This window comes from Lysobacter oculi, from assembly GCF_003293695.1.
Lineage (GTDB): Bacteria > Pseudomonadota > Gammaproteobacteria > Xanthomonadales > Xanthomonadaceae > Solilutibacter > Solilutibacter oculi.
The window spans coordinates 1,448,505-1,466,836 of record NZ_CP029556.1; the positions used below are offsets into that span (position 1 = coordinate 1,448,505).

Below are 18,332 nucleotides of genomic sequence, written 5' to 3' on the forward strand. Positions count from 1 at the left end.
CCGCGGCCTTTTTTAGGATTTCGCGCTCCTCGGTCACCCGCTTGAGCTCGGCTTGCAAGCGCCGGTTCTCAGCCGCCAATGAAACATCGGCATGGCGTGCCTCAGGCACCTTGCGCTGCATACGCACCCACGCGTAAAGCGTATCGATGCTGACTCCCAGCCGACCCGCCACCTCACGCACCGGGCGCCCCTGGTCGATCACCTGTTTGGCCGCTTCGACCTTGAACTCATCCGTATACCGCTTGCTGCTCATATACACCTCCGTGATTGCCGTAACGTACGGCTCGGAGATGTCTAGAGAACCCGGGGCGATTCAGCCTGACGTCCGCTTCGGGTCGGATCCGGCCACCAACCTGCCCGCACGTCCCGTGACAAACGACTTAGGCTAACCCAAGCATTTGCTCGTCCCGCCCTGACGGACGTCGCAGCTCTTAGGGTCTCGCGACGCCCATCGCCTCGGGAGGCACTGCAAAACCGCCCTCATCGGCGTTCGCTAACAAGCTCGTGTACCGCTCGATGAGCTCGCCATCCGCGTCGTCTGCATAGGCCTCCTCGCCCAAATCGCCAGCGAGGTCATCGAATCCGCGCCAGAATTCCCCCGGGGATTTGCCTGCGGCCTCCACGACATACGCTTCTAGCTTCACGAGGCGGCATTCCTGGTCGGGCGTCATCATGCCGCTTCCTTCATCAGCTCGTAGTACGGGTGACGCTTGTCATCGAAGATCGCGAACAGCGCGTCCAGATTTTTCGGGTCCGGGTTGAGCCACGCATCGACGTGCTCAGGCTTGATATTGATGACGGTTCTGTCGTGTCCCGCCGCGGCGACCTCTGGTTCGGGCTCATCGGTAATGGCGGCAAAGGACCATAGGCCCGGCTCGATGCCCTTGGGATCGACCCAGTGGGAATACAGGCAGGCGATATACATGGTCTCGCCTGTTCTGGGGCGGAACTGGATTTCCTTGCTCCCGCCCTTTCCGTCATCGACATTCTCGTAAAAGGTTTCAGCGAGCATCAGCCCGTGCGTATGGCCAAATTGGTTGCGCCAGAATCGCGTCAGGTTGTCGCGCCGCGCGTTGTAGGTGCCTGAGACTTGGCCCGTCTTGGTACGGTCAATAGAGGGGTCCATTCCCGCCGGGCGACAGTGATAGCGCATGGGCCGCACGATTCGCTTGCCGTTCTCCACGATAAGCACGGGCGCGTACCAGTCCGGGAAGATTCGGTCGTCCTTGGTCGGCTCGTGCCTGGTGCGCTTGGCATCCTCGATCCAGCGCTTCGTCTGCTTGATCTTGTTACTGGCGATCCGCTGCTCGTTGAGCGCCGTCTTCGTTTCCTTGACCGCAAGCTTCGCCTCGGCGGCAGCCAGGCGCGCCTCTTGCGCTGCCAATTCAGCTTCGCTTTCGGCAAGCTTCCGGCCGTTCCATTCGGAGATCAGCTCTTGAATTTTCCGCTCTAGCTCTGATTTGGGGGGGAGGAAGTTTCGATCGATTCCCTTGGGGATCTTCGTGCCGTCCGAGAGCTTCTTGCGGATGCGGTATTTCTCATCACGCTCCAGGTAAATTTTCCAGAACGCCTCGATATCGATATCCGCGCCGAACTCACGCGTGTAGTTGTCGTAGAGCGACCAGGCTTCAGCCGAATAGCACACCGCTTACTCCATCATCATGCTTGGTATTGGGGATCGGGGGCGCAAGCTTCCACACCAGCTCTTGCAGCGTCTGATCGTCAGCTTCCCGCTGTGCCTCGACTGCTTCGCGAACGGCGTTGTATTCGGGCATCCAGTAGTAGTTGAGCGGCAAGTCTTCGAAATAGCTCGGGCAGAGCAGCTCGCGGTTGTCGACGGTCATGCCGATTTCGACAAAGGCCCAATTGAGGGGCTGGTGGTCGCCGATACCGTGAAGTTGTGCCATGACGTCATCGGTCAGACCCAGCTCCTCGCGCTTGGCTTTGCGCACCTCGCCGAACTGCCTGAATGTCGTGGTGTCTCGGTATTCCTTGGACAGCGGCACGTTGCGGCGAAACACTTTGTACGCCTCCAACTGGCCGATCCAGTACGAAACGTCCGCTTCATTCATCGGCACATTCTTCGTCGCTTGGAATAAGGCCGGCACAGCCTTGGAGGTGCTGCAGGCGGCCCCACACGTGTGCGTGATCCTCTTCCTTGGTCTGAGAATCGATGGCGTCAGCTTCCTTCGTGAAGCAGTCCAGCATGTCCTCTTGCTTGCAGTTAGCGAGCAAGCCGGGCAGGCGCGCTTCAAGGTCATCCAACATGGCATCGAGTTCAACGCGCGATTTCATCGCAACCTCCGGTTCAATCCGCTCTCAGCCAAGAGCAGCCCTATCAGGTGGTAACAACGACTGCCCAGACCATGGCGTTCGGCTTCGAAGAAGATCGGGTCCAGGAGGTTCCACGCCTGATCAAACGCTTGCGGGTGGCCTGACTCGGCCAACGCTAACAGGTGCGGCTTCTGGTTGGCCAGCCGGGCCGCCATCAGGTCGCAGTGGGCATTCTGGTCCATCGCGAAAGTATCCCGCTGCGCCTGTTCAGGCCTCTTCACATCGCAGCTAACAGGATCCGGGCCGCATTCATCTCTGTGGCGGCCGCGGTGGGCGGGGCGTTGCGCGGTCATCGGTGGCACTCACCAAGGGTCGGGGCGTAGTCTTCGCGCCCCTCGTCTCATCGGGTGCGTCACTGGCCCCCGAAGCTTCCGCCACCATGACCTCCATTGCCTCCCCCCCCGCCATCGGCCCCGTGGCCGCCTGTCGTTTAGACCTGTCTCACCTACCGCTGCGCTTTTTGGGCATGCGTGCCAGCTGCGGGTTTCCCTCCCCGGCTGAGGACTTCATGGGGGAGGACCTGGATCTCAACGAGCTGTGCATCCGCAACCCGCCTGCCACCTTCTTCGCCCAGGCCGAGGGCGACAGCATGCGCGGCTTCGGGATCCACGCCGGCGACATGCTGGTCGTCGATCGCTCGATCAATGCCAAATCGGGTCACATCGCGCTGCTCCTATGGGACGGCGGCTTGTGTGTCAAACAGCTGCGTATCGGTCGCTCCTGCGTGGAACTGCTATCGGGCGACGGGTCGCCGCCCCTCACTGTGGCCGATGAGGTCGAGCTGCAGGTGTGGGGCGTGGTGACCTATTCGTTCCGCAACCACTTGGGGCGCTGATGCTCGGGCTGGTCGACGGCAACAACTTTTACGCCAGCTGTGAGCGGGCCTTCCAGCCCGATCTCATTGGCCGGCCTGTCGTCGTTTTGTCCAACAACGATGGCTGCGCCATTGCCCGTAGCAATGAGGCCAAGGCGCTCGGCGTCAGGATGGGCCAGCCCATTCATGAGGTGGACCCCGCCATTCGCAGGCAGCTCATCATCCGCTCTGCGAATTTCGGCTTGTACGGGAATTTGTCCGGCCGGATCGTGACCATCCTGCGAGACCTGTTCCCGCGCGTGGAGGTCTACTCCATCGACGAGAGCTTCGTCTCGCTGGAAGGCATCCCCGCCTCAGATCATGAGCATGCGGCCCGCGTCGCCCGCCAGAGGATCCTCCAGTGGACGGGCATTCCCTGCTGCGTCGGCATCGGCCCCACCAAGACGCTGGCCAAGCTCGCTAACAAGCTGGCGAAAAAGACGCCAAACGGTGTGATGGCGGCGGACGCGCACACGCCTGAGCTTGCAGCCTATCCGGTGGAGGACCTCTGGGGGGTTGGTCGCAAATTCGCAGCGCGCCTTGGCGCAGAAGGGATCCTGACGGCGCGCGACCTGATGGGCGCAAATTCCGACACCCTGCGCGCTCGGTACGGGGTCGTACTCGCCCGCACGCAGCGTGAGCTGCAAGGAATTGTCTGTGCCGACCTTGTCGAGGAAGAACCAGACCGCCAGCAGATTGTCTGCTCCCGATCGTTCAAGAACGACGTGGAATCTTTGGAGGATCTCCAGCAAGCCGTGGCAACGTTCGCGATCCGGGCGTGCGAGAAGCTGCGCAAGCGTGGACTGATGTGTTCCGGCGTCTGGGTATGGATCAACACCAACCCCTTCAAGCCGGGGGCTCGTCAGTACAATCCGTCCAAGGCATTCAACCTGATCGGACCCTCCTCCGATACACGGGAGGTGGTCTCCGTGGCTCAGGCGCTGACGCGTGCGATGTTCAAGAAGGGGTACCGTTACAAGAAGGCCGGCGTGGGGCTGCTCGATCTCACGCATGGGGACCTGCAGCAGGCCGATCTGTTCGCCGGCATCGATCCCCGCTCCGCCAAGTTGATGGAAGTGATGGATGCGGTCAACCGCAAGTTCGGACGTGGCAGCGTTGCGTTGGCGTCGGCGGCAGCTCGGCGGGATGCCACGCCCAAATGGGCGATGCGCCAAGACAGTTTGTCGCCTGCGTACACGCAGAAGTGGAGCGATGTCCTCAAGGTCAGATAGGGTCTGTGCTGAGGCCATCTGACCCCTACTGACTGCCTAGCCGCACCTAGAAAGCATCTAGGGATGCGCGTTAGCACCTACCCAAATGAATGGCCAGTCGCGCCAGTGTCACCACGTCCTGATGGTTGTGCGCCATGACGCGCCGCAACTGCTTGGCTGAGCTACCGCGCAGGTAATCCAACCACGCCCCGGGTGCCTCGCTACCCGGCAGATCGTCTTCCCGAACGATGCCGAGCACCCGTCGCTCGATGGTCCCGAGCCTGCAGTTCTCGAACACTCCCCGGTAGCGTCGCCGCGTGGGATGCAGCAGATCAACGTGATCGAGCGCGGACAGCGGCTCGGCCTGTCGCATCAGGCGATAGCGCGTCTTGAGCAGCGGGGCGTCGTAGGACTTGCCGTTGTAGCTGACCAGAATGGTGCTAGGTCGGAGCCAGCCGCGGAACAGGTCGAGCATGGCCGGTTCAGCGCTCGTCTTCGTGATGGTGAGCTGACGGATGTGCAGCCCGGCAGGGTCGAGCGTTGCTGCGCCGATCATGAAGGCGCGCGTGCCTGTCCCACCGGCCAGACCGGTGGTTTCAGTGTCGAAGAACATGAGTTCAGAGGTGGGCAACGGCACGTCGCGCCTGGCGAAGGCGGCGTCGAGATGCGGCTGCCACGGCAGATCGAACGGCAGGCGACCTTCCTGCAGCCAGAGGCCGGGGGCAATTTCCCGGCCTGGAAGCAAGCGGTCTTCCGCTGATGCAGGTGCCGGCGCGTCGCGGCGCTTGACCCGTAGCAGGCCACGCAGGCGGGCCAACGGATCAGAGTCGATCTTCGCCGCCGGAGGGGCCGGTGTCGCCACTGCAGCCGCGGCAGGCGCGCCACTTTGCCGCCGTAGCGCCTGCAGCCGGGTCAGGGTCAGGCTCATGCGGCCTGCAGCGCGCGCAGCAGGCGCAGTGCGAGCTGGCGGGGTCCTTCCGTCAGTGGAACGGTTTCGTCGAGGACCGGCCCCACGCACCCAGGGCAGCCCGCACGGCAGTCGCACGCCTCGACCAGCGACTGCGCGCGCTGCAGGAGCTCGGCTTGGCGCTGGAATAGCGGCTCGGAGAGGCCAACGCCTCCGGGATAATTGTCGTAGAGATAGACGGTAGGCTCGAAGCGGGCCAGTGCGTCGGCCTGAACCGCCGCGCCATCGGTGGCGCGCAGTTGCCCCCGACCTCGTCCGTCTCCGCTCGCTGACCACGCCCCATCACCACTGCCGACCGCCTTTTGCAGGTCGGCCCCGTCGGCCATTACAGCGATGCGAGCCACGACATGCAGCGCGTGTGCCGCCCCGAGGAAGCCGTCCAGCGCCTGCTGGCGGTTGTCGAACAACGAATGCAGCACTGGCTCCGGCAGCTGCCACCAGCACGCGGTGGTGTGCATTTCCTGATCGGGGAGCGTGACCGGTCCGTAGCCGATGTTCTCGTGCGTGTAGTAGCGGATCTTCTTGTAGCCAGACACGCGCCGCACCACATGAACTTCGCCATGGTGGACCTGACCCACGCCGGTCACAGCGCTGTCGAAGGACTCCAGAACCTTCAGTCGGGTGTAGTCGATCGGTCGTGTGTAGTAATCGACGTGGGTGCGGGTGACATAGGCCTTGCGGCCTTCCCAGTCCAGGCGTTCGACCTGAAACGGGGTGGATTGCACCATGTGAATCGCGCCTTCGTAGAGCATCAGCGGTGCGGAACTGAAATCGACCTCCGCGATGATCACCTGGCGTCCGTCGGTGCGATCCACCACCACGAAATTGCCATCCGCGACCGAGCGCAAGCTGACGGCGCCTGCGGGATAGCTGTCCGCGATCCACTCCCAACGCCCACCTTCCGGATGCAGCACGCCATCCTCGGCCAACAGCTGCAGGTATACGGCAGGATCGACTGGGCCAAAGGTGTCGCCCTCCAGGAAAGGCAACTCAAACGCAGCGCAGCGGATATGGTCCAGCAGGATAACCGGCTGGTTGGGCGCAATGCGTGCGTGTTCCGGGCTGGCGTCGGAGAAGAACTCCGGGTGCCGGACGATGTACTGGTCCAATGGGTCGGACGAGGCCACCAGCACGCCCAGGCTTGGCTTCTGCCGCCGACCTGCGCGTCCGAAGCGCTGCCACGTCCCGCTGACGCTGCCGGGGTAGCCGTTGAGCACCACGACATCCAGCGCACCGATGTCCACGCCCAGCTCCAACGCGGAAGTGGACACGATGCCGTCGATACGCCCGTCGCGCATCGCTCGCTCGGCCTCGCGACGCTCAGTGGGTAGATAACCCCCGCGGTAGGCGCGAATGCGCGCTGGCTTGCGCGGGTCATGGTCGAATACGTCTTTCAGATATTTGGTCAACACCTCGACCATCGTCCGCGACTGCGCGAACACCAGGGTTTTCAGGCCCGCCTTGATTGCCATCCGTGCGATGCGGTTGGACTGCGAGCGCGCCGAGGCACGCAGACCCAGGTCCGGGTTTACGACCGGCGGATTCCACAGCAGGACGTGCTTCTCGCCTGCCGGAGCGCCGGACTCGGTAATCGCCGTGACCGGGCGGCCGATCAGGGCTTCGGCGTGCTCCTTGGGATTCCCGATGGTCGCCGAGCACAAAATGAACTGCGGGCGCACCCCGTAGAACGCGCAGATGCGTTCCAACCGCCGCAGCACGTTGGCCAGGTGCGAGCCGAACACGCCGCGATAGGCGTGGATCTCGTCGATCACCACATAGGCCAGGTTCTCAAAGAACTGCGCCCACTTCGTGTGGTGCGGCAGGATGCCCTGGTGCAGCATGTCCGGGTTGGTCACCACGATGTCGCCCGACAGACGGATCGCCTGACGCTGGTCACCTGGGGTGTCGCCATCGAAGGTGGCCGCCCGCACGCCAAGGTCCCCGGCCTTGGAGAGTTCGATCAGCTCGGCCACCTGATCCTGCGCCAGTGCCTTGGTCGGAAAGAGGTACAGAGCCTTGCTACGGCGGGTAATGGCGGCAGCCACGACCGGCAGCGTGTAGCACAGCGTCTTGCCGGAGGCAGTAGGTGTCACCACGACCACGTCCTCGCCGCGCTGCACAGCGTCCCAGCAGGCGCCCTGATGGGAATAGAGTCGTTCTCGCCCGCGCGTGCGCAGAGCCCTGTGAAGCGGCGCCGGCAGGTCCGAAGGGAGATCAACGTAGCAGCCCTCCCGTTCCGGTACCACGAAGGCGCCAGTCACGCGTTCGGGGTATTTGCGCGCCAGACGCGGTGCGAGCAGGTGGCCTACATCCGTCTGTGTAGGTTCAAGATCAAGGCGTGCGAGTTGGGTCATGAATCCTCCGAGGCGGGGAGGATGGCGGCCTTGGGTCTCATTCCGTGCGAATGGCAGATTCGGCGCTGGAGCTCAGACTTTTCCTACTCGACGGCGGGCCGATCCCTTATCGCTCTTGGACTGCCCTCTGGATAGTCTGCAGGGGTCGGCAACGTGCGGCACCGGGCAGGAGTCCAGGTCATCCAGCCGCTGCGGGCCGCGTCAGGGATGGCGCGGCTGCCGACGCCAGACTGCTTAGCGCAGGACAGCTGCTTCAGTGTTTGGCGGGTGCGGAATCCCTCTTCGAACTCCAGCCTTCTGCCAATTGAGACGCGTGGGGTCGCACCGTGTGTGTCCGGTTTCGGCCGAGGCTGTGTAAAAACTCCCGGGCGCGGTGCTGCCGACGACGATGCAGCCAGTTTGAGCAACCAGCGCTGCAGTAAAAGAACTTGATGCTTAGGCTGCGATGGCCCGCACCATGCCCTCGGTGCCCATGATCTTGATCATCCGCTTCATGTTGTAGGCCAACACCGCCAAGCTGATCTCCGTTCTGACCTTCGGTAGCGTCTTCGTCAGCAATGGCGTTGTGCCGAGCCAAGATTTGAGCGTTCCGAAGACATGCTCCACCGTCTGCCGTCGTGCCACGGCAGCTTCTGGCCTGGCATCCAGCAACATCTGCATTCGCTCGAGCACATGCTCGTGCTCCCATCGTCCGATACGCCTGTAGGTGGCAGTCGTGCACTTCTTCCGGATCGGGCAACGGGGGCAGGCGGATGACCAGTACTTATGCAAGGTCAGCCCCTTCTCCTCTGTGGTGAAGCGGTGGATCGCCCGTTCGCCCGCCGGGCATTCGTACTCATCCGCGGCTGCGTCGTAGACGAAGTCCCGTTTGTCGAACCGACCTTCGGCCTTGCTGTTCGACGTGAGGGGCTTGGGCACCAGCGGAATGACGCCTGCCTCCTCGCACGCCAGGATCTCAGGGGCGCTGAAGTAACCGCGATCCGCAAGCGCCGTCATGTGTTCGGCACCAAGGGCATCCTTGGCCTTCATCGCCATATGTGAGAGCTGCGCACGGTCATGACCGTCGTTCGTCACGTCGTATGCCACGATCAGGTGATGCTTGGCATCGACCGCCGCCTGGACGTTGTAGCCCACGGTGCCGGTTGCGCGTCCGCTCGAGGTCATTGATCTCGCGTCCGGATCCGTCATCGAGATCTGGCGGTCTGGAGAGGCCTCAAGCTCTTTCTCGATGCTGTCCAACTTCTCCATCTGAGCATGCAGCTTGGCCAGCTTGTCCTTCAGGTGCGGTACGCGCCCCTCCGGCAGCAGCGCCGGGTCGCGATCTGCCCGGTCCAGTTCGGCTAGATAGCGAGCAACGCTGTCCTCCAGTTGCTTCCGGCGCCCCTTGATCTTGCCGACGGTGAAGTTGCGATCTCGACTGTTCACTGCCTTGAGCTTGCTGCCGTCAATCGCCACGATCGCGTGCGAGAAGACCTTCATGTTCCGGCACAGCGCGACGAACCGACTGCACACGGCCGTGATCGCGCTGCCGTTGTCCTTGCGGAAGTCGGCGATGGTCTTGAAGTCCGGTGCCAGCCGGCCTGTCAGCCAGATCAGTTCCAGGTTCCGTTGCGCCTCCCGCTCCAGGCGACGGCTCGACTGGATGCGGTTGAGGTAACCGTAGATGTAGATCTTGAGCAGCGCGGCGGGGTGATACGCGGGCCGACCACCTGCCGCGCGATTGGCGGCATCGAAGCCCAGTACGCTCAGATCGAGCGCCTCGACGAAGGCATCGACCACCCGCACCGGGTTGTCTTCGTGGACGTAGTCTTCCAGCCGATCAGGGAGCAGAAGCCCCTGGGAGCGATCAACGCCATCCACAAATCGCTTAATGTAGAGCACCCATCGACCGGTGCTCAGATCATGCCAGTGGAGGCAGGGTTTTCACACAGCCTCGGCCAGAAGCGGACACCGTAGATGCACATGAGCGGTTGAGAGTCAGGAGATCACTGATGACTGATCCGGGCTTCCCCTGAACCGCAACCCCACCCCTGGCTCGGTCACGATCCACCGCGGAGCCGACGCATCGTCCCCCAATTTCTGACGGAGTTTGCCCACGAGAATGCGCAGGTAATGGGTATCGCCATCGTGCGTAGGTCCCCACAGTTCGCGCAGCAGCTGCGGCTGCGTCACCACACGACCCGCGTGCTGCAGCAGGAGGGCGAGCAACGCGTATTCCTTGCGCGCCAACGCCAACGGCTCGCCACGGAGGCGAACCTCGCGCCTCGCCAGATCGACGTGAAGTGTGCCGTCATCGTAGACGGGGGGCGCGGCATCGGCAGGCACCGCCACGTCGCGCAGCAGCGCACGCACCCGTGCCATGAGTTCGGGTGTGCCGAACGGCTTGGTGACGTAATCATTGGCCCCGGCATCGAGTGCCGCCACTTTGTCCGCCTCGTCCGCACGCACCGACAGCATCAGCACCGGCACCCGCGACCAACTGCGCAGTTCCGCCAGCGCTTCATGGCCATCGATGTCCGGCAAGCCGATGTCCAGAATCACGAGGTCGGCACCGCGTGTCGCCAGTGCCTCCAGCCCTTCACGCGCCGTGGCGGTCAGGGCCACCGCATAGCCCTGTGCGCGCAGGCTGATGTCGAGGAATTTCCGGATGTGCGGTTCGTCGTCGATGACGAGAATGCGCACCGGCAGGCCGGTGGTCGGGTTCACGTCGCGGAATCGGGGGGCGTCATGCGCGGCAGTGTGATCCGAATGCGCGTGCCGCGTCCATCGGGGCCCGGCAAGGCCTCGACCTGGCCACCATGGGCGCCGACCATGCCCTGCGCGATCGTCAGGCCGAGCCCGCTGCCGTTGTGCCCGCGATCGCCGCGCTCGACGCTGTAGAACATGTCGAAGATGCGCGCGCGGTCGGCGTCAGGGATGCCGGGGCCGCGGTCGTCGACATCGATCTGCAGGCCGCCATCGTCGAGCTCGCGCGCCGCCACTGCGACCGCTTCTCCCGCCGGCGAGAATTTGCAGGCGTTCTCGATCACGTTGAACAGCGCCTGTTCCAACAGTGCGGCGTGTGCCCACAGCGGCTTGAGTCCCGGCGGCAGCGACATCGCGACCTGTGCTACGGGCACGTACTGACGGATGCGCGCCACCGCTGCCCCGACGAGTTCATCTGCGCCGATCCAGTCGCGTTTCAGCGCCAGTCCCCCGTGGCCAAGGCGGGTCATGTCGAGCAGGTTCTGGATGTAGCGATCCAGCCGCTCGCCCTCGCTGCGGATGGTCGCCATCAGCTCGCCGCAATCGGCCTCCGGCATCTGCGTGCCGTAGCTCTGCAGGCTGGACACCGAACCGATGATCGCGGCCAACGGGGAACGCAGGTCATGCGAGACCGAGGACAGCAGGGCTGAACGCAGGCGTTCGGTTTCCGCGCCGACCCGGGTCGATTCCAGGTCGCTCACCAGCCGCGTGCGCAGTGCGGCCTGCGCGATGTCGTCCACCATGGCTTCCGCCAGGCGCGACTGTTCCAGCGTCAGCCGGGTCACGCCGGGCACGAATTTCAGACCGACCACGCCGAGCGACGCGCCATCGCCACGCACGGGCAGGAACCACCAATCGCTGGCGGACAGCGTCTGTGTGAACCGCCCGGCGTGCTGTCCGTGCGCACGGCTCCAATCGGCAGCGGCGCGATCCTTCGCGTCGAGCCAGTCCGCGCTGCGGTCAGGGATCGGTGCATCGCCCAGATGCACCACCGCCTCTACATCCAGAGCACGTTGCAATGCGGCTTGGCCGGCCTGCGCGACCTGGCCGGGATCGGCGGCGCTGGCGAGCTCGCGACCAAGCGCCTGCAACGCGGTGGCATGCGCGTTGGCCGCGCGCAAGGCGATCACCTGCGTGCGCAGCTTGGCGGCCAACCGCCCGGCCAGCAGCGCCGTGCCGAGGAACAGCAGCACGGTGATGACCCCGCGTTGCGCGGAAATCAAAAAGGTGAGGCGCGGCTCGATGAAGAAGAAGTTGTAGGCGAGGAAACACAACACCGCCGACAGCACCGCGGCCGCCATGCGTGTGCGCGAAGCGACCACCAGCACGGCTAGGATGAAGATCATCGACAGATCGTCCAGCCCGATGAAGCGTTCCGCCAGCCAGGCCGCCAGCACCGATAGCGCGGAGGCAAGCACGGCGAACGCCATGTCGCCCGCGCGCAGGGTGTCGCGGGTGTCGTCGAACAACCGACGCGATTTCTCCTCGCTCTGCGGCGTGCCGACAATGGTGATTTCGAAGTGCGCCGCACGCTGCAGCAACTGTTGCGTGATGGTGCGGTTCACCATGCGAGCCAGCGGGCGTTCACGCGTGCGGCCGAGCACGATGGCGGAGGCGCCCAACCGCTGCGCGTGGTCCAGCAACGCATCCACCACATTGTTGCCGTGCAGGATCTCGGCATTACCGCCCAGCCGGCGCGCCAGCGCGAATGCCTTGTCGATCTCCGCCTGCACGGGCTCCGGCCACGCGCCGGTCTGCACGCTGACCACCGTCCAAGGTACATGCCGGCGTTCGGCCATCCGTCGTGCGATCCGCACCATGTACTCGGACTGGCCGCGCCCATCGATGGCCACGATCACGTGCTGTCGCAGCGCCACCGGTTGCAGCCCGCGCGCGGTCCGCTCGTCGCGCAGGTCGTTGTCGACGCGGTCGGCGGCAGTCTGCATCGCCAGCTCGCGCAGCGCCGCAAGGTTGGAGGGCACGAAGAATGACTGCAGCGCCTGAGCGGCATGCTCAGGCAGGTAGACCTTGCCTTGGTGCAGCCGTTCGATCAGTTCCGCCGGTGGCAGGTCCACCAGCACGATGTCGCGCAGCCGGTCGAAGATGGCATCAGGCACGGTCTCGCTGACGCGCACGCCGGTGATGCGATGCACGACGTCGTTAAGGCTCTCCAGATGCTGGATGTTGATGGTCGAATAGACATCGATGCCGGCATCTAGCAGGTCCATCACGTCCTGCCAGCGGCGTTCGTGGCGACTGCCAGGGGCATTGCGGTGCGCCAGCTCGTCCACCAACGCCACCTGCGGCTTGCGCGCCAACAGGGCATCGACATCCATGTCCTCGACCACGCGACCGTTGTAGGGAACCTGGCGGCGTGGCAGCACATCGAGGCCTTCGACCAGCTTCGCCGTCTCGGCACGACCATGGGTTTCCACCAGCCCGACCACGACATCGATGCCGCGTTGCTGTAGCTCCCGCGCGCGGCTCAACATGGTGTAGGTCTTGCCGACGCCCGGGGCAGCGCCGAGGAACAGCGTTAGCCGCCCGCTGCGTTGGCGCTGCAGCGTGCCGATCAGCGCATCGGCCTGTGCGCTGCGGGTGTCCGCGTCGTTCATGCCGGGCATTGTCGCGCGTCGGCTAGCGGCGTGCGTCCAGCGCCAAGTTGGCGCGTACCACGTTCACGCGCGCCGGCCCGAGGAGGCCAAACTGCGGCGCCTGCGTCGCATCGGCAATCGCCTTGCGCACGATGGCTTCGTCGAGACCGCGCGCCCGGGCGATGCGAGCCACCTGTTGCTGTGCAGCGGCGGGCGAGATGTCCGGGTCCAGGCCGCCGCCGGACTGCGTCGTCAATTCGGGCGCGACCGCGTCCACTGCGATGCCGTCGCGTGCGGCGACGTCGGCGCGCGTGTCGGTGATGCGCTGGATCGCCTCCGGGTTGGTGCGTGCCTGGTTGCTGCCAGCGGCCGCCATCGGATCATAGTTGGCCGCCGAGGGACGCGGCTGCAGATAGCGCGCATCAGCGAACGGCTGGGCGACCAGTAACGAAGCGACGGCGCTCCCATCTCGCTTGATCAGGCTACCGGTGGCCTGCTGCGGGAAGAGGGCACGTCCGAGTCCGGTGCCGGCGAGCGAATACAGCAGCCCGAAGCCCAACAGGGCGATGGCGGCCATGACCAGCGCCGGCCGCAGTGCAGCACGCGTATGCAGGGGAAGCGTCGATTCCATCGTGTGCATCTCAACCTCCAAACAGTGAAAGGAGCATGTCGATCAGCTTGATCGCCACGAACGGCAGCACCACGCCGCCGCCGCCGTACACCAGCATGTTCCGGCGCAGTAGGGCATTGGCGCTGCCCGGGGTGAAGCGCACGCCGCGCAACGCCAGCGGGATGAGAGCCGGGATCACCAGTGCGTTGAAGATCAGCGCGGCCAGCACCGCGTTGCGCGGACTGGACAAGTGCATCACGTTCAACGTGGCCATCGAGGGAATGGCGGCGGCGAACAGGGCCGGCAGGATGGCGAAGTACTTCGAGACGTCGTTCGCCAGCGAGAACGTGGTCAGCGCGCCGCGGGTGATCAGCTGCTGCTTGCCGACTTCCACCACGGCCAGCAGCTTGGCCGGATCGGAATCCAGATCGACCATGTTGCCGGCCTCCTTCGCCGCCTGCGTGCCGGAGTTCATGGCGAGCCCGACATCGGCCTGCGCCAGCGCCGGCGCGTCGTTGGTGCCGTCACCGACCATCGCCACCAGGCGCCCCCCGGCCTGTTCCTGGCGGATGCGCGCGAGCTTGTCTTCCGGCCTGGCTTCGGCAATGTAGTCGTCGACGCCGGCTTCGGCCGCGATCGCGGCGGCGGTCAGCGGGTTGTCACCGGTGATCATGACGGTCTTGACGCCCATCGCGCGCAGGCGAGCGAAGCGCTCGGCCACGCCGTGCTTGACCACGTCCGACAGTTCCACCACGCCGAGTACATGCCGGCCTTCGGCGACCACCAGCGGGGTCGCGCCACTGCGCGCCACCGCATCGACGCGGGCCTGCAGCTCCGGGGTTGCCTCGCCGCCCAGTTCCGCGACATGCCGCGCGATGGCATCGCCGGCACCCTTGCGAATGACGCGTTGCACCTGCCCGTTGGTCGCCCCGAGATCCACGCCAGACATGCGCGTCTGCGCGGTGAACTGCACGAAATGCGCATGCTCCGGATCGACCAGCTTCGCGCCCTGTTCGACGGCAAGCTTGACGATGGACTTGCCTTCGGGCGTCGGGTCGGCCAGCGAGGACAGTATCGCCGCATCGCGCAGCTGCCCGGGATCGATACCGGACAGCGCGTGGAATTTCGTCGCCTGGCGATCGCCGTGGGTGATGGTGCCGGTCTTGTCGAGCAGCAGCACGTCGACGTCGCCGGCGATTTCCACCGCCTTGCCGGACTTGGCCAGCACGTTGGCGGACAGCGCACGGTTCATGCCGGCGATGCCGATGGCCGGCAGCAGGCCGCCGATGGTGGTCGGGATCAGGCACACCAGCAGCGCGATCAGCAGCAGGGGGTCGATGCGGGCGCCGACGAAGCTGGCGATGAACGGCAGCGTCGCCACCACGATCAGAAAGGTCAGCGTCATCGCCGCCAGCAGCATGGTCAGCGCGATCTCGTTCGGCGTCTTCTGGCGGTTGGCGCCTTCGACCAACGCAATCATGCGGTCGAGGAAGCTGCCGCCGGGTTCGGCACTGACTTCGATCACGATCTCGTCCGACAGCACCTTGGTGCCGCCGATGACCGAGGAGCGGTCGGTGCCGGCCTCGCGCAGCACCGGCGCGGATTCGCCGGTCACCGCAGCTTCGTTGACGCTCGCGAGGCCCCGGATGATCTCGCCGTCGGCGGGAATCAGCTCGCCTTCCGACACGATCACGCGGTCGCCCTTGCGCAGTTCAGACGCGGGAATGCGCGTTTCGGCACCGGCCTCATCGATGCGGCGGGCGACCAGATCCTTGCGCGCGGCCCGCAGCGATGAGGCCTGGCCACGGCCGCGGGCCTCCGCCACCGCTTCGGCGAAATTGCCGAACAGCACGGTGATGAGGAGGATCGCGCTGACCAGCAGGCCGTAGCCGAGCGTGCCGGGGGTGGTGACGCTGATGAGCGCGGCCAGCACGGTGCCGAGCATCACGATCGCCATCACCGGGCTCTTGACGAGATGCCGGGGCGCCAGCTTGCGCAGGGCATCGATCGATGCGGAACGCAGTGCGTCCGGATGCAACCCGACGATGGAACGGCGACGGGCCTCGCCGAGATGGAGGGAAGGCGTGCTCACGGGACGACTCCAGTCGCAGCATGCTGCTGCGCAACCAGTTGCAGGTGGTCGGCCACCGGCCCGAGGACCAGCGCCGGCATGAATTGCAGGACGGTGAGGATGGCGATGATCGCCACCAGGGTCAGCGCGAAGGTCGGCGATTCCAGCTGCAGCGAGCCTGAGCCCTGTGGCGCCACGCGCTTCCTCGCCATCGAGCCGGCGATCATCAGCGGGATCAGCAGCACCGGCATGCGGCCGAGCAGCAGCACGATCGCGCAGGTGACGTTCCACCACACGGTGTTGTCAGCCAGCCCTTCGAAACCCGAGCCGTTGTTGGCGAAGGCACTGACGTATTCGTACAGCACCTGCGAGATGCCGTGCGCGCCGGGATTGGAGTTGCCGGTCAGGGACGGCACGGCCAGCGCGACGGCGGAAAAGCCGAGGATCGCCAGCGGCTGCAGCAGGATCAGGAAGGCCAGCCAGCGCACTTCGAACGCTTCGATCTTGCGCCCGAACAGCTCCGGCGTGCGCCCGGTCATCAGGCCGGCCAGGAACACCGCCAGCAGGATGTAGACCAGCAGGCCGAGCACGCCGCAGCCGATGCCCCCCCAGATGGCGTTGATCAGCATGTTAGTCATTGCGACGCCACCCGCCAGCGGTGCCCAGGAATCGTGCATCGACACGACCGAACCATTGGAGGTCTGCGTCGACAGCGCGCCGTAGGCGGCGGAAGCCTCCGCGCCGAGCCGGACTTCCTTGCCTTCCATCACCGCGATCGCACTGCCGGGTGCATGGCTTTCCAGCCAGATCGTGCCGAGGCTCGAGAGCAGCGACAGCCCCAGCATCGTGCCGAGCACCAGCCCGATGAGCCTGCGGCGACCGGTGAACTGACCGACCATGAACGCGCAGCCGACCGGGATCAGGATCAGCGCCAGCGTCTCGAGCAGGTTCGAAAGCGGCGTCGGGTTTTCCAGCGCCACGGTGCCATTGGGGCCGTACCAGCCACCACCGTTGGTGCCGAGTTGCTTGGCGGCGACCATCGGAGCGACCGGGCCGACCGGGATGTGCTGCGAGGCCATGCCGGCGTTGGCATCGATCGGCGTCACGTCCGCGACGCGCACAAGCGTCGCCGGCACGCCCTGCGAGGTCAGCAGCAGCGACCACAGCAAACACAGCGGCAGCATCACGCGCAGGCCGGCACGGATCACGTCGCGCCAGAAATTGCCCAGATCACGCTCCTCGCCTTCTGCGGATGACGTGTCGCCCTCGATGGCCTTGCGGCCGCCGAAAAACCCGCGCAGGCTCGCCGCCAGGATCGCCAGTCCGAACATCGGCGTGATCATCTGCAGACCGACGATGCCGACCATCTGCGACAGCCACGAGAGCTGCGCCTGGCCGGAGTAATGCTGCTGGTTGGTGTTGGTCAGGAACGAGACCATGGTGTGCAGCGCGAGGTCCCAAGGCATGTTGGGTGCGGCATACGGGTTCAGCGGCAACACGCCCTGCATCATCAGCAACACCCACACCGTGACGAACAACACGGCGTTGGCCAGCAGGAATGCCAGCGCATAGCCGCGCCAGGTCATGCCGCCGCGCGCCGCCGGTCCCAGCGCCGCATACAGGCCGCGTTCGACATGCAGGAACAGCGCGTCCAGCGGCGCCTTGCCGCCACGCAGGACTCTGGCCATGTAGTGGCCCAGCGGCCAGCCGAGCAGCAGCGCCAGCACCATCACGAGTACGAAGGTGGTCATCGGAAGGTCCTCAGAAGCGCTCAGGAAACAGAATGACGAACAAGAGGTAGATCGCGGCGACGACCACGGCGATCAGGCAAAGCAAGGCAAGCCATGTGGGCATGGAAATCTCCTCAGGTTCAGAACGCTGCCTGCAGCGCTGCTTCGATGCGGGTACCGGCGACCTCGCGGCCAAAGCGGGCCTTCGCCGCGCCATCGGTGCCGTGCACGGTCAGGCGTGCTTCTAACGGGGCCTTGAACGCCCACACCGCGCTGGCCCAGCCGTGGTTGTAGTCGCCCAGCGCATCGCTCAGTGCGTAATGCGCGGCACTAGCTTCGAAACGTAGTTCGTCATTGGCGGGAATGCGCACGCCGGCGCTGACGTACGTGCCGTTCTCACGCGTGGCCATGGCGTTGCTGGACTGGCCGACGCCGACCCAGGCACGGTCGCGCCAAGTGGCGGAGGCATTGACCTCGCTCCAGTCCAATCCGCGAGTGCCAGGATAGATGTAGCGCAGCGCGCTGACGTCCAGCGCCCAGTCCTCGCCGAGCTTGCGTCCCCAGCCGATGGTGAGATCGAACTCGCTGGCGGCATCGGTTGCGGAGGCGAACTTCACGTTCGAACCCCACACCGATGCATAGAGGCCGCTGTCACCGGCAAGCTTGATGCCCGCCTGCACGGCCGGCTTCTGCATCGTCTGCGAGCTGCCGCGCCAGATGTAGTCGCTGGTGAGGGTGGCGTTTCCTGTCAGCTCCGCTGCCGATGCGGCGGACGCAAGGCACACGAGGCCTGCGGCGGCGAGGACGGCGATGGATAGCGGCACGGCCGCCTCTTTCCACTCCCTTCTGATCCTAGTGTCCAT

Annotated in this window: 16 protein-coding genes and 2 pseudogenes; 2 read left to right on the forward strand and 16 right to left on the reverse strand. The window is 65.1% G+C overall.

Translation table 11 applies throughout. The annotated features are described in order from the left end of the window. Window positions 1–4 precede the first annotated feature (4 nt). The 6 genes and pseudogenes from DCD74_RS12950 to DCD74_RS07015 all read right to left on the reverse strand — a co-directional run. Window positions 5–253: pseudogene (locus tag DCD74_RS12950) on the reverse strand (transposase); the annotation flags it as partial. Window positions 254–431: 178 nt separating this feature from the next. Further along, complete coding sequence (locus DCD74_RS06995; protein ID WP_112926679.1) at window positions 432–674, reverse strand: hypothetical protein; 243 nt, start codon at window positions 672–674, stop codon at window positions 432–434. Beyond that, window positions 671–1,645 carry an SOS response-associated peptidase family protein gene (locus tag DCD74_RS07000; protein ID WP_112926680.1) on the reverse strand — a complete coding sequence of 325 codons (975 nt, stop codon included), beginning with the start codon at window positions 1,643–1,645 and terminating at the stop codon, window positions 671–673. Before DCD74_RS07000 ends, DCD74_RS06995 begins: the two co-directional genes overlap by 4 nt. Beyond that, entirely contained in the window at window positions 1,629–2,072 is a 444-nt protein-coding gene (locus tag DCD74_RS07005) for a hypothetical protein (protein WP_112926681.1), read from the reverse strand. The genes DCD74_RS07000 and DCD74_RS07005 overlap by 17 nt, the downstream gene beginning before the upstream one ends. Beyond that, window positions 2,065–2,295 carry a hypothetical protein gene (locus DCD74_RS07010; protein ID WP_112926682.1) on the reverse strand — a complete coding sequence of 77 codons (231 nt, stop codon included), beginning with the start codon at window positions 2,293–2,295 and terminating at the stop codon, window positions 2,065–2,067. The genes DCD74_RS07005 and DCD74_RS07010 overlap by 8 nt, the downstream gene beginning before the upstream one ends. Further along, window positions 2,292–2,516 (reverse strand): hypothetical protein, encoded by a 225-nt coding sequence (locus tag DCD74_RS07015; RefSeq protein ID WP_162376088.1) that lies wholly within the window; start codon window positions 2,514–2,516, stop codon window positions 2,292–2,294. Before DCD74_RS07015 ends, DCD74_RS07010 begins: the two co-directional genes overlap by 4 nt. A 197-nt stretch (window positions 2,517–2,713) precedes the next feature. On the opposite strand from DCD74_RS07015, the gene DCD74_RS07020 reads away from it, so the two are divergent. Continuing rightward, window positions 2,714–3,169 carry a LexA family protein gene (locus tag DCD74_RS07020; protein ID WP_237049553.1) on the forward strand — a complete coding sequence of 152 codons (456 nt, stop codon included), beginning with the start codon at window positions 2,714–2,716 and terminating at the stop codon, window positions 3,167–3,169. Beyond that, complete coding sequence (locus DCD74_RS07025) at window positions 3,169–4,419, forward strand: Y-family DNA polymerase (RefSeq protein WP_112926684.1); 1,251 nt, start codon at window positions 3,169–3,171, stop codon at window positions 4,417–4,419. Before DCD74_RS07020 ends, DCD74_RS07025 begins: the two co-directional genes overlap by 1 nt. A gap of 70 nt (window positions 4,420–4,489) precedes the next feature. Here the strand turns inward: DCD74_RS07025 and DCD74_RS07030 are convergent, their stop codons facing one another. The 10 genes and pseudogenes from DCD74_RS07030 to DCD74_RS07075 form a co-directional block, all read right to left on the reverse strand. After that, window positions 4,490–5,494 (reverse strand): ribonuclease H-like domain-containing protein, encoded by a 1,005-nt coding sequence (locus tag DCD74_RS07030; protein ID WP_407072228.1) that lies wholly within the window; start codon window positions 5,492–5,494, stop codon window positions 4,490–4,492. Then, a pseudogene (locus DCD74_RS07035) lies at window positions 5,470–7,719 on the reverse strand (DEAD/DEAH box helicase); the annotation flags it as partial. The gene DCD74_RS07030 and the pseudogene DCD74_RS07035, both read right to left, overlap by 25 nt. A gap of 435 nt (window positions 7,720–8,154) precedes the next feature. Beyond that, a complete protein-coding gene (locus tag DCD74_RS07040; RefSeq protein ID WP_112927722.1) occupies window positions 8,155–9,591 on the reverse strand; it encodes an IS1182 family transposase in 1,437 nt (478 codons plus the stop codon). A gap of 105 nt (window positions 9,592–9,696) precedes the next feature. Next, entirely contained in the window at window positions 9,697–10,425 is a 729-nt protein-coding gene (locus tag DCD74_RS07045; protein WP_232142294.1) for a response regulator, read from the reverse strand. Then, window positions 10,422–13,079, reverse strand: coding sequence for a sensor histidine kinase (locus DCD74_RS07050; protein WP_112926687.1), 2,658 nt, complete (start codon window positions 13,077–13,079; stop codon window positions 10,422–10,424). Before DCD74_RS07050 ends, DCD74_RS07045 begins: the two co-directional genes overlap by 4 nt. Before the next feature lie 22 nt (window positions 13,080–13,101). Next, window positions 13,102–13,689, reverse strand: coding sequence for a potassium-transporting ATPase subunit KdpC (gene kdpC / locus DCD74_RS07055; protein ID WP_112927724.1), 588 nt, complete (start codon window positions 13,687–13,689; stop codon window positions 13,102–13,104). A gap of 10 nt (window positions 13,690–13,699) precedes the next feature. Next, the gene (gene kdpB / locus DCD74_RS07060; RefSeq protein WP_112927725.1) at window positions 13,700–15,715 is read right to left on the reverse strand and encodes a potassium-transporting ATPase subunit KdpB; all 2,016 of its coding nucleotides are present in this window, start codon (window positions 15,713–15,715) and stop codon (window positions 13,700–13,702) included. Between the two features lie 41 nt (window positions 15,716–15,756). Beyond that, window positions 15,757–17,490, reverse strand: a complete 1,734-nt coding sequence (gene kdpA, locus DCD74_RS07065) for a potassium-transporting ATPase subunit KdpA (RefSeq protein WP_112926688.1) — start codon at window positions 17,488–17,490, stop codon at window positions 15,757–15,759. Window positions 17,491–17,500: 10 nt separating this feature from the next. Continuing rightward, the gene (locus DCD74_RS07070; RefSeq protein ID WP_112926689.1) at window positions 17,501–17,593 is read right to left on the reverse strand and encodes a potassium-transporting ATPase subunit F; all 93 of its coding nucleotides are present in this window, start codon (window positions 17,591–17,593) and stop codon (window positions 17,501–17,503) included. 16 nt (window positions 17,594–17,609) lie between these two features. Then, window positions 17,610–18,254, reverse strand: a complete 645-nt coding sequence (locus tag DCD74_RS07075; protein WP_237049554.1) for a TorF family putative porin — start codon at window positions 18,252–18,254, stop codon at window positions 17,610–17,612. Between the last annotated feature and the right edge of the window lie 78 nt (window positions 18,255–18,332).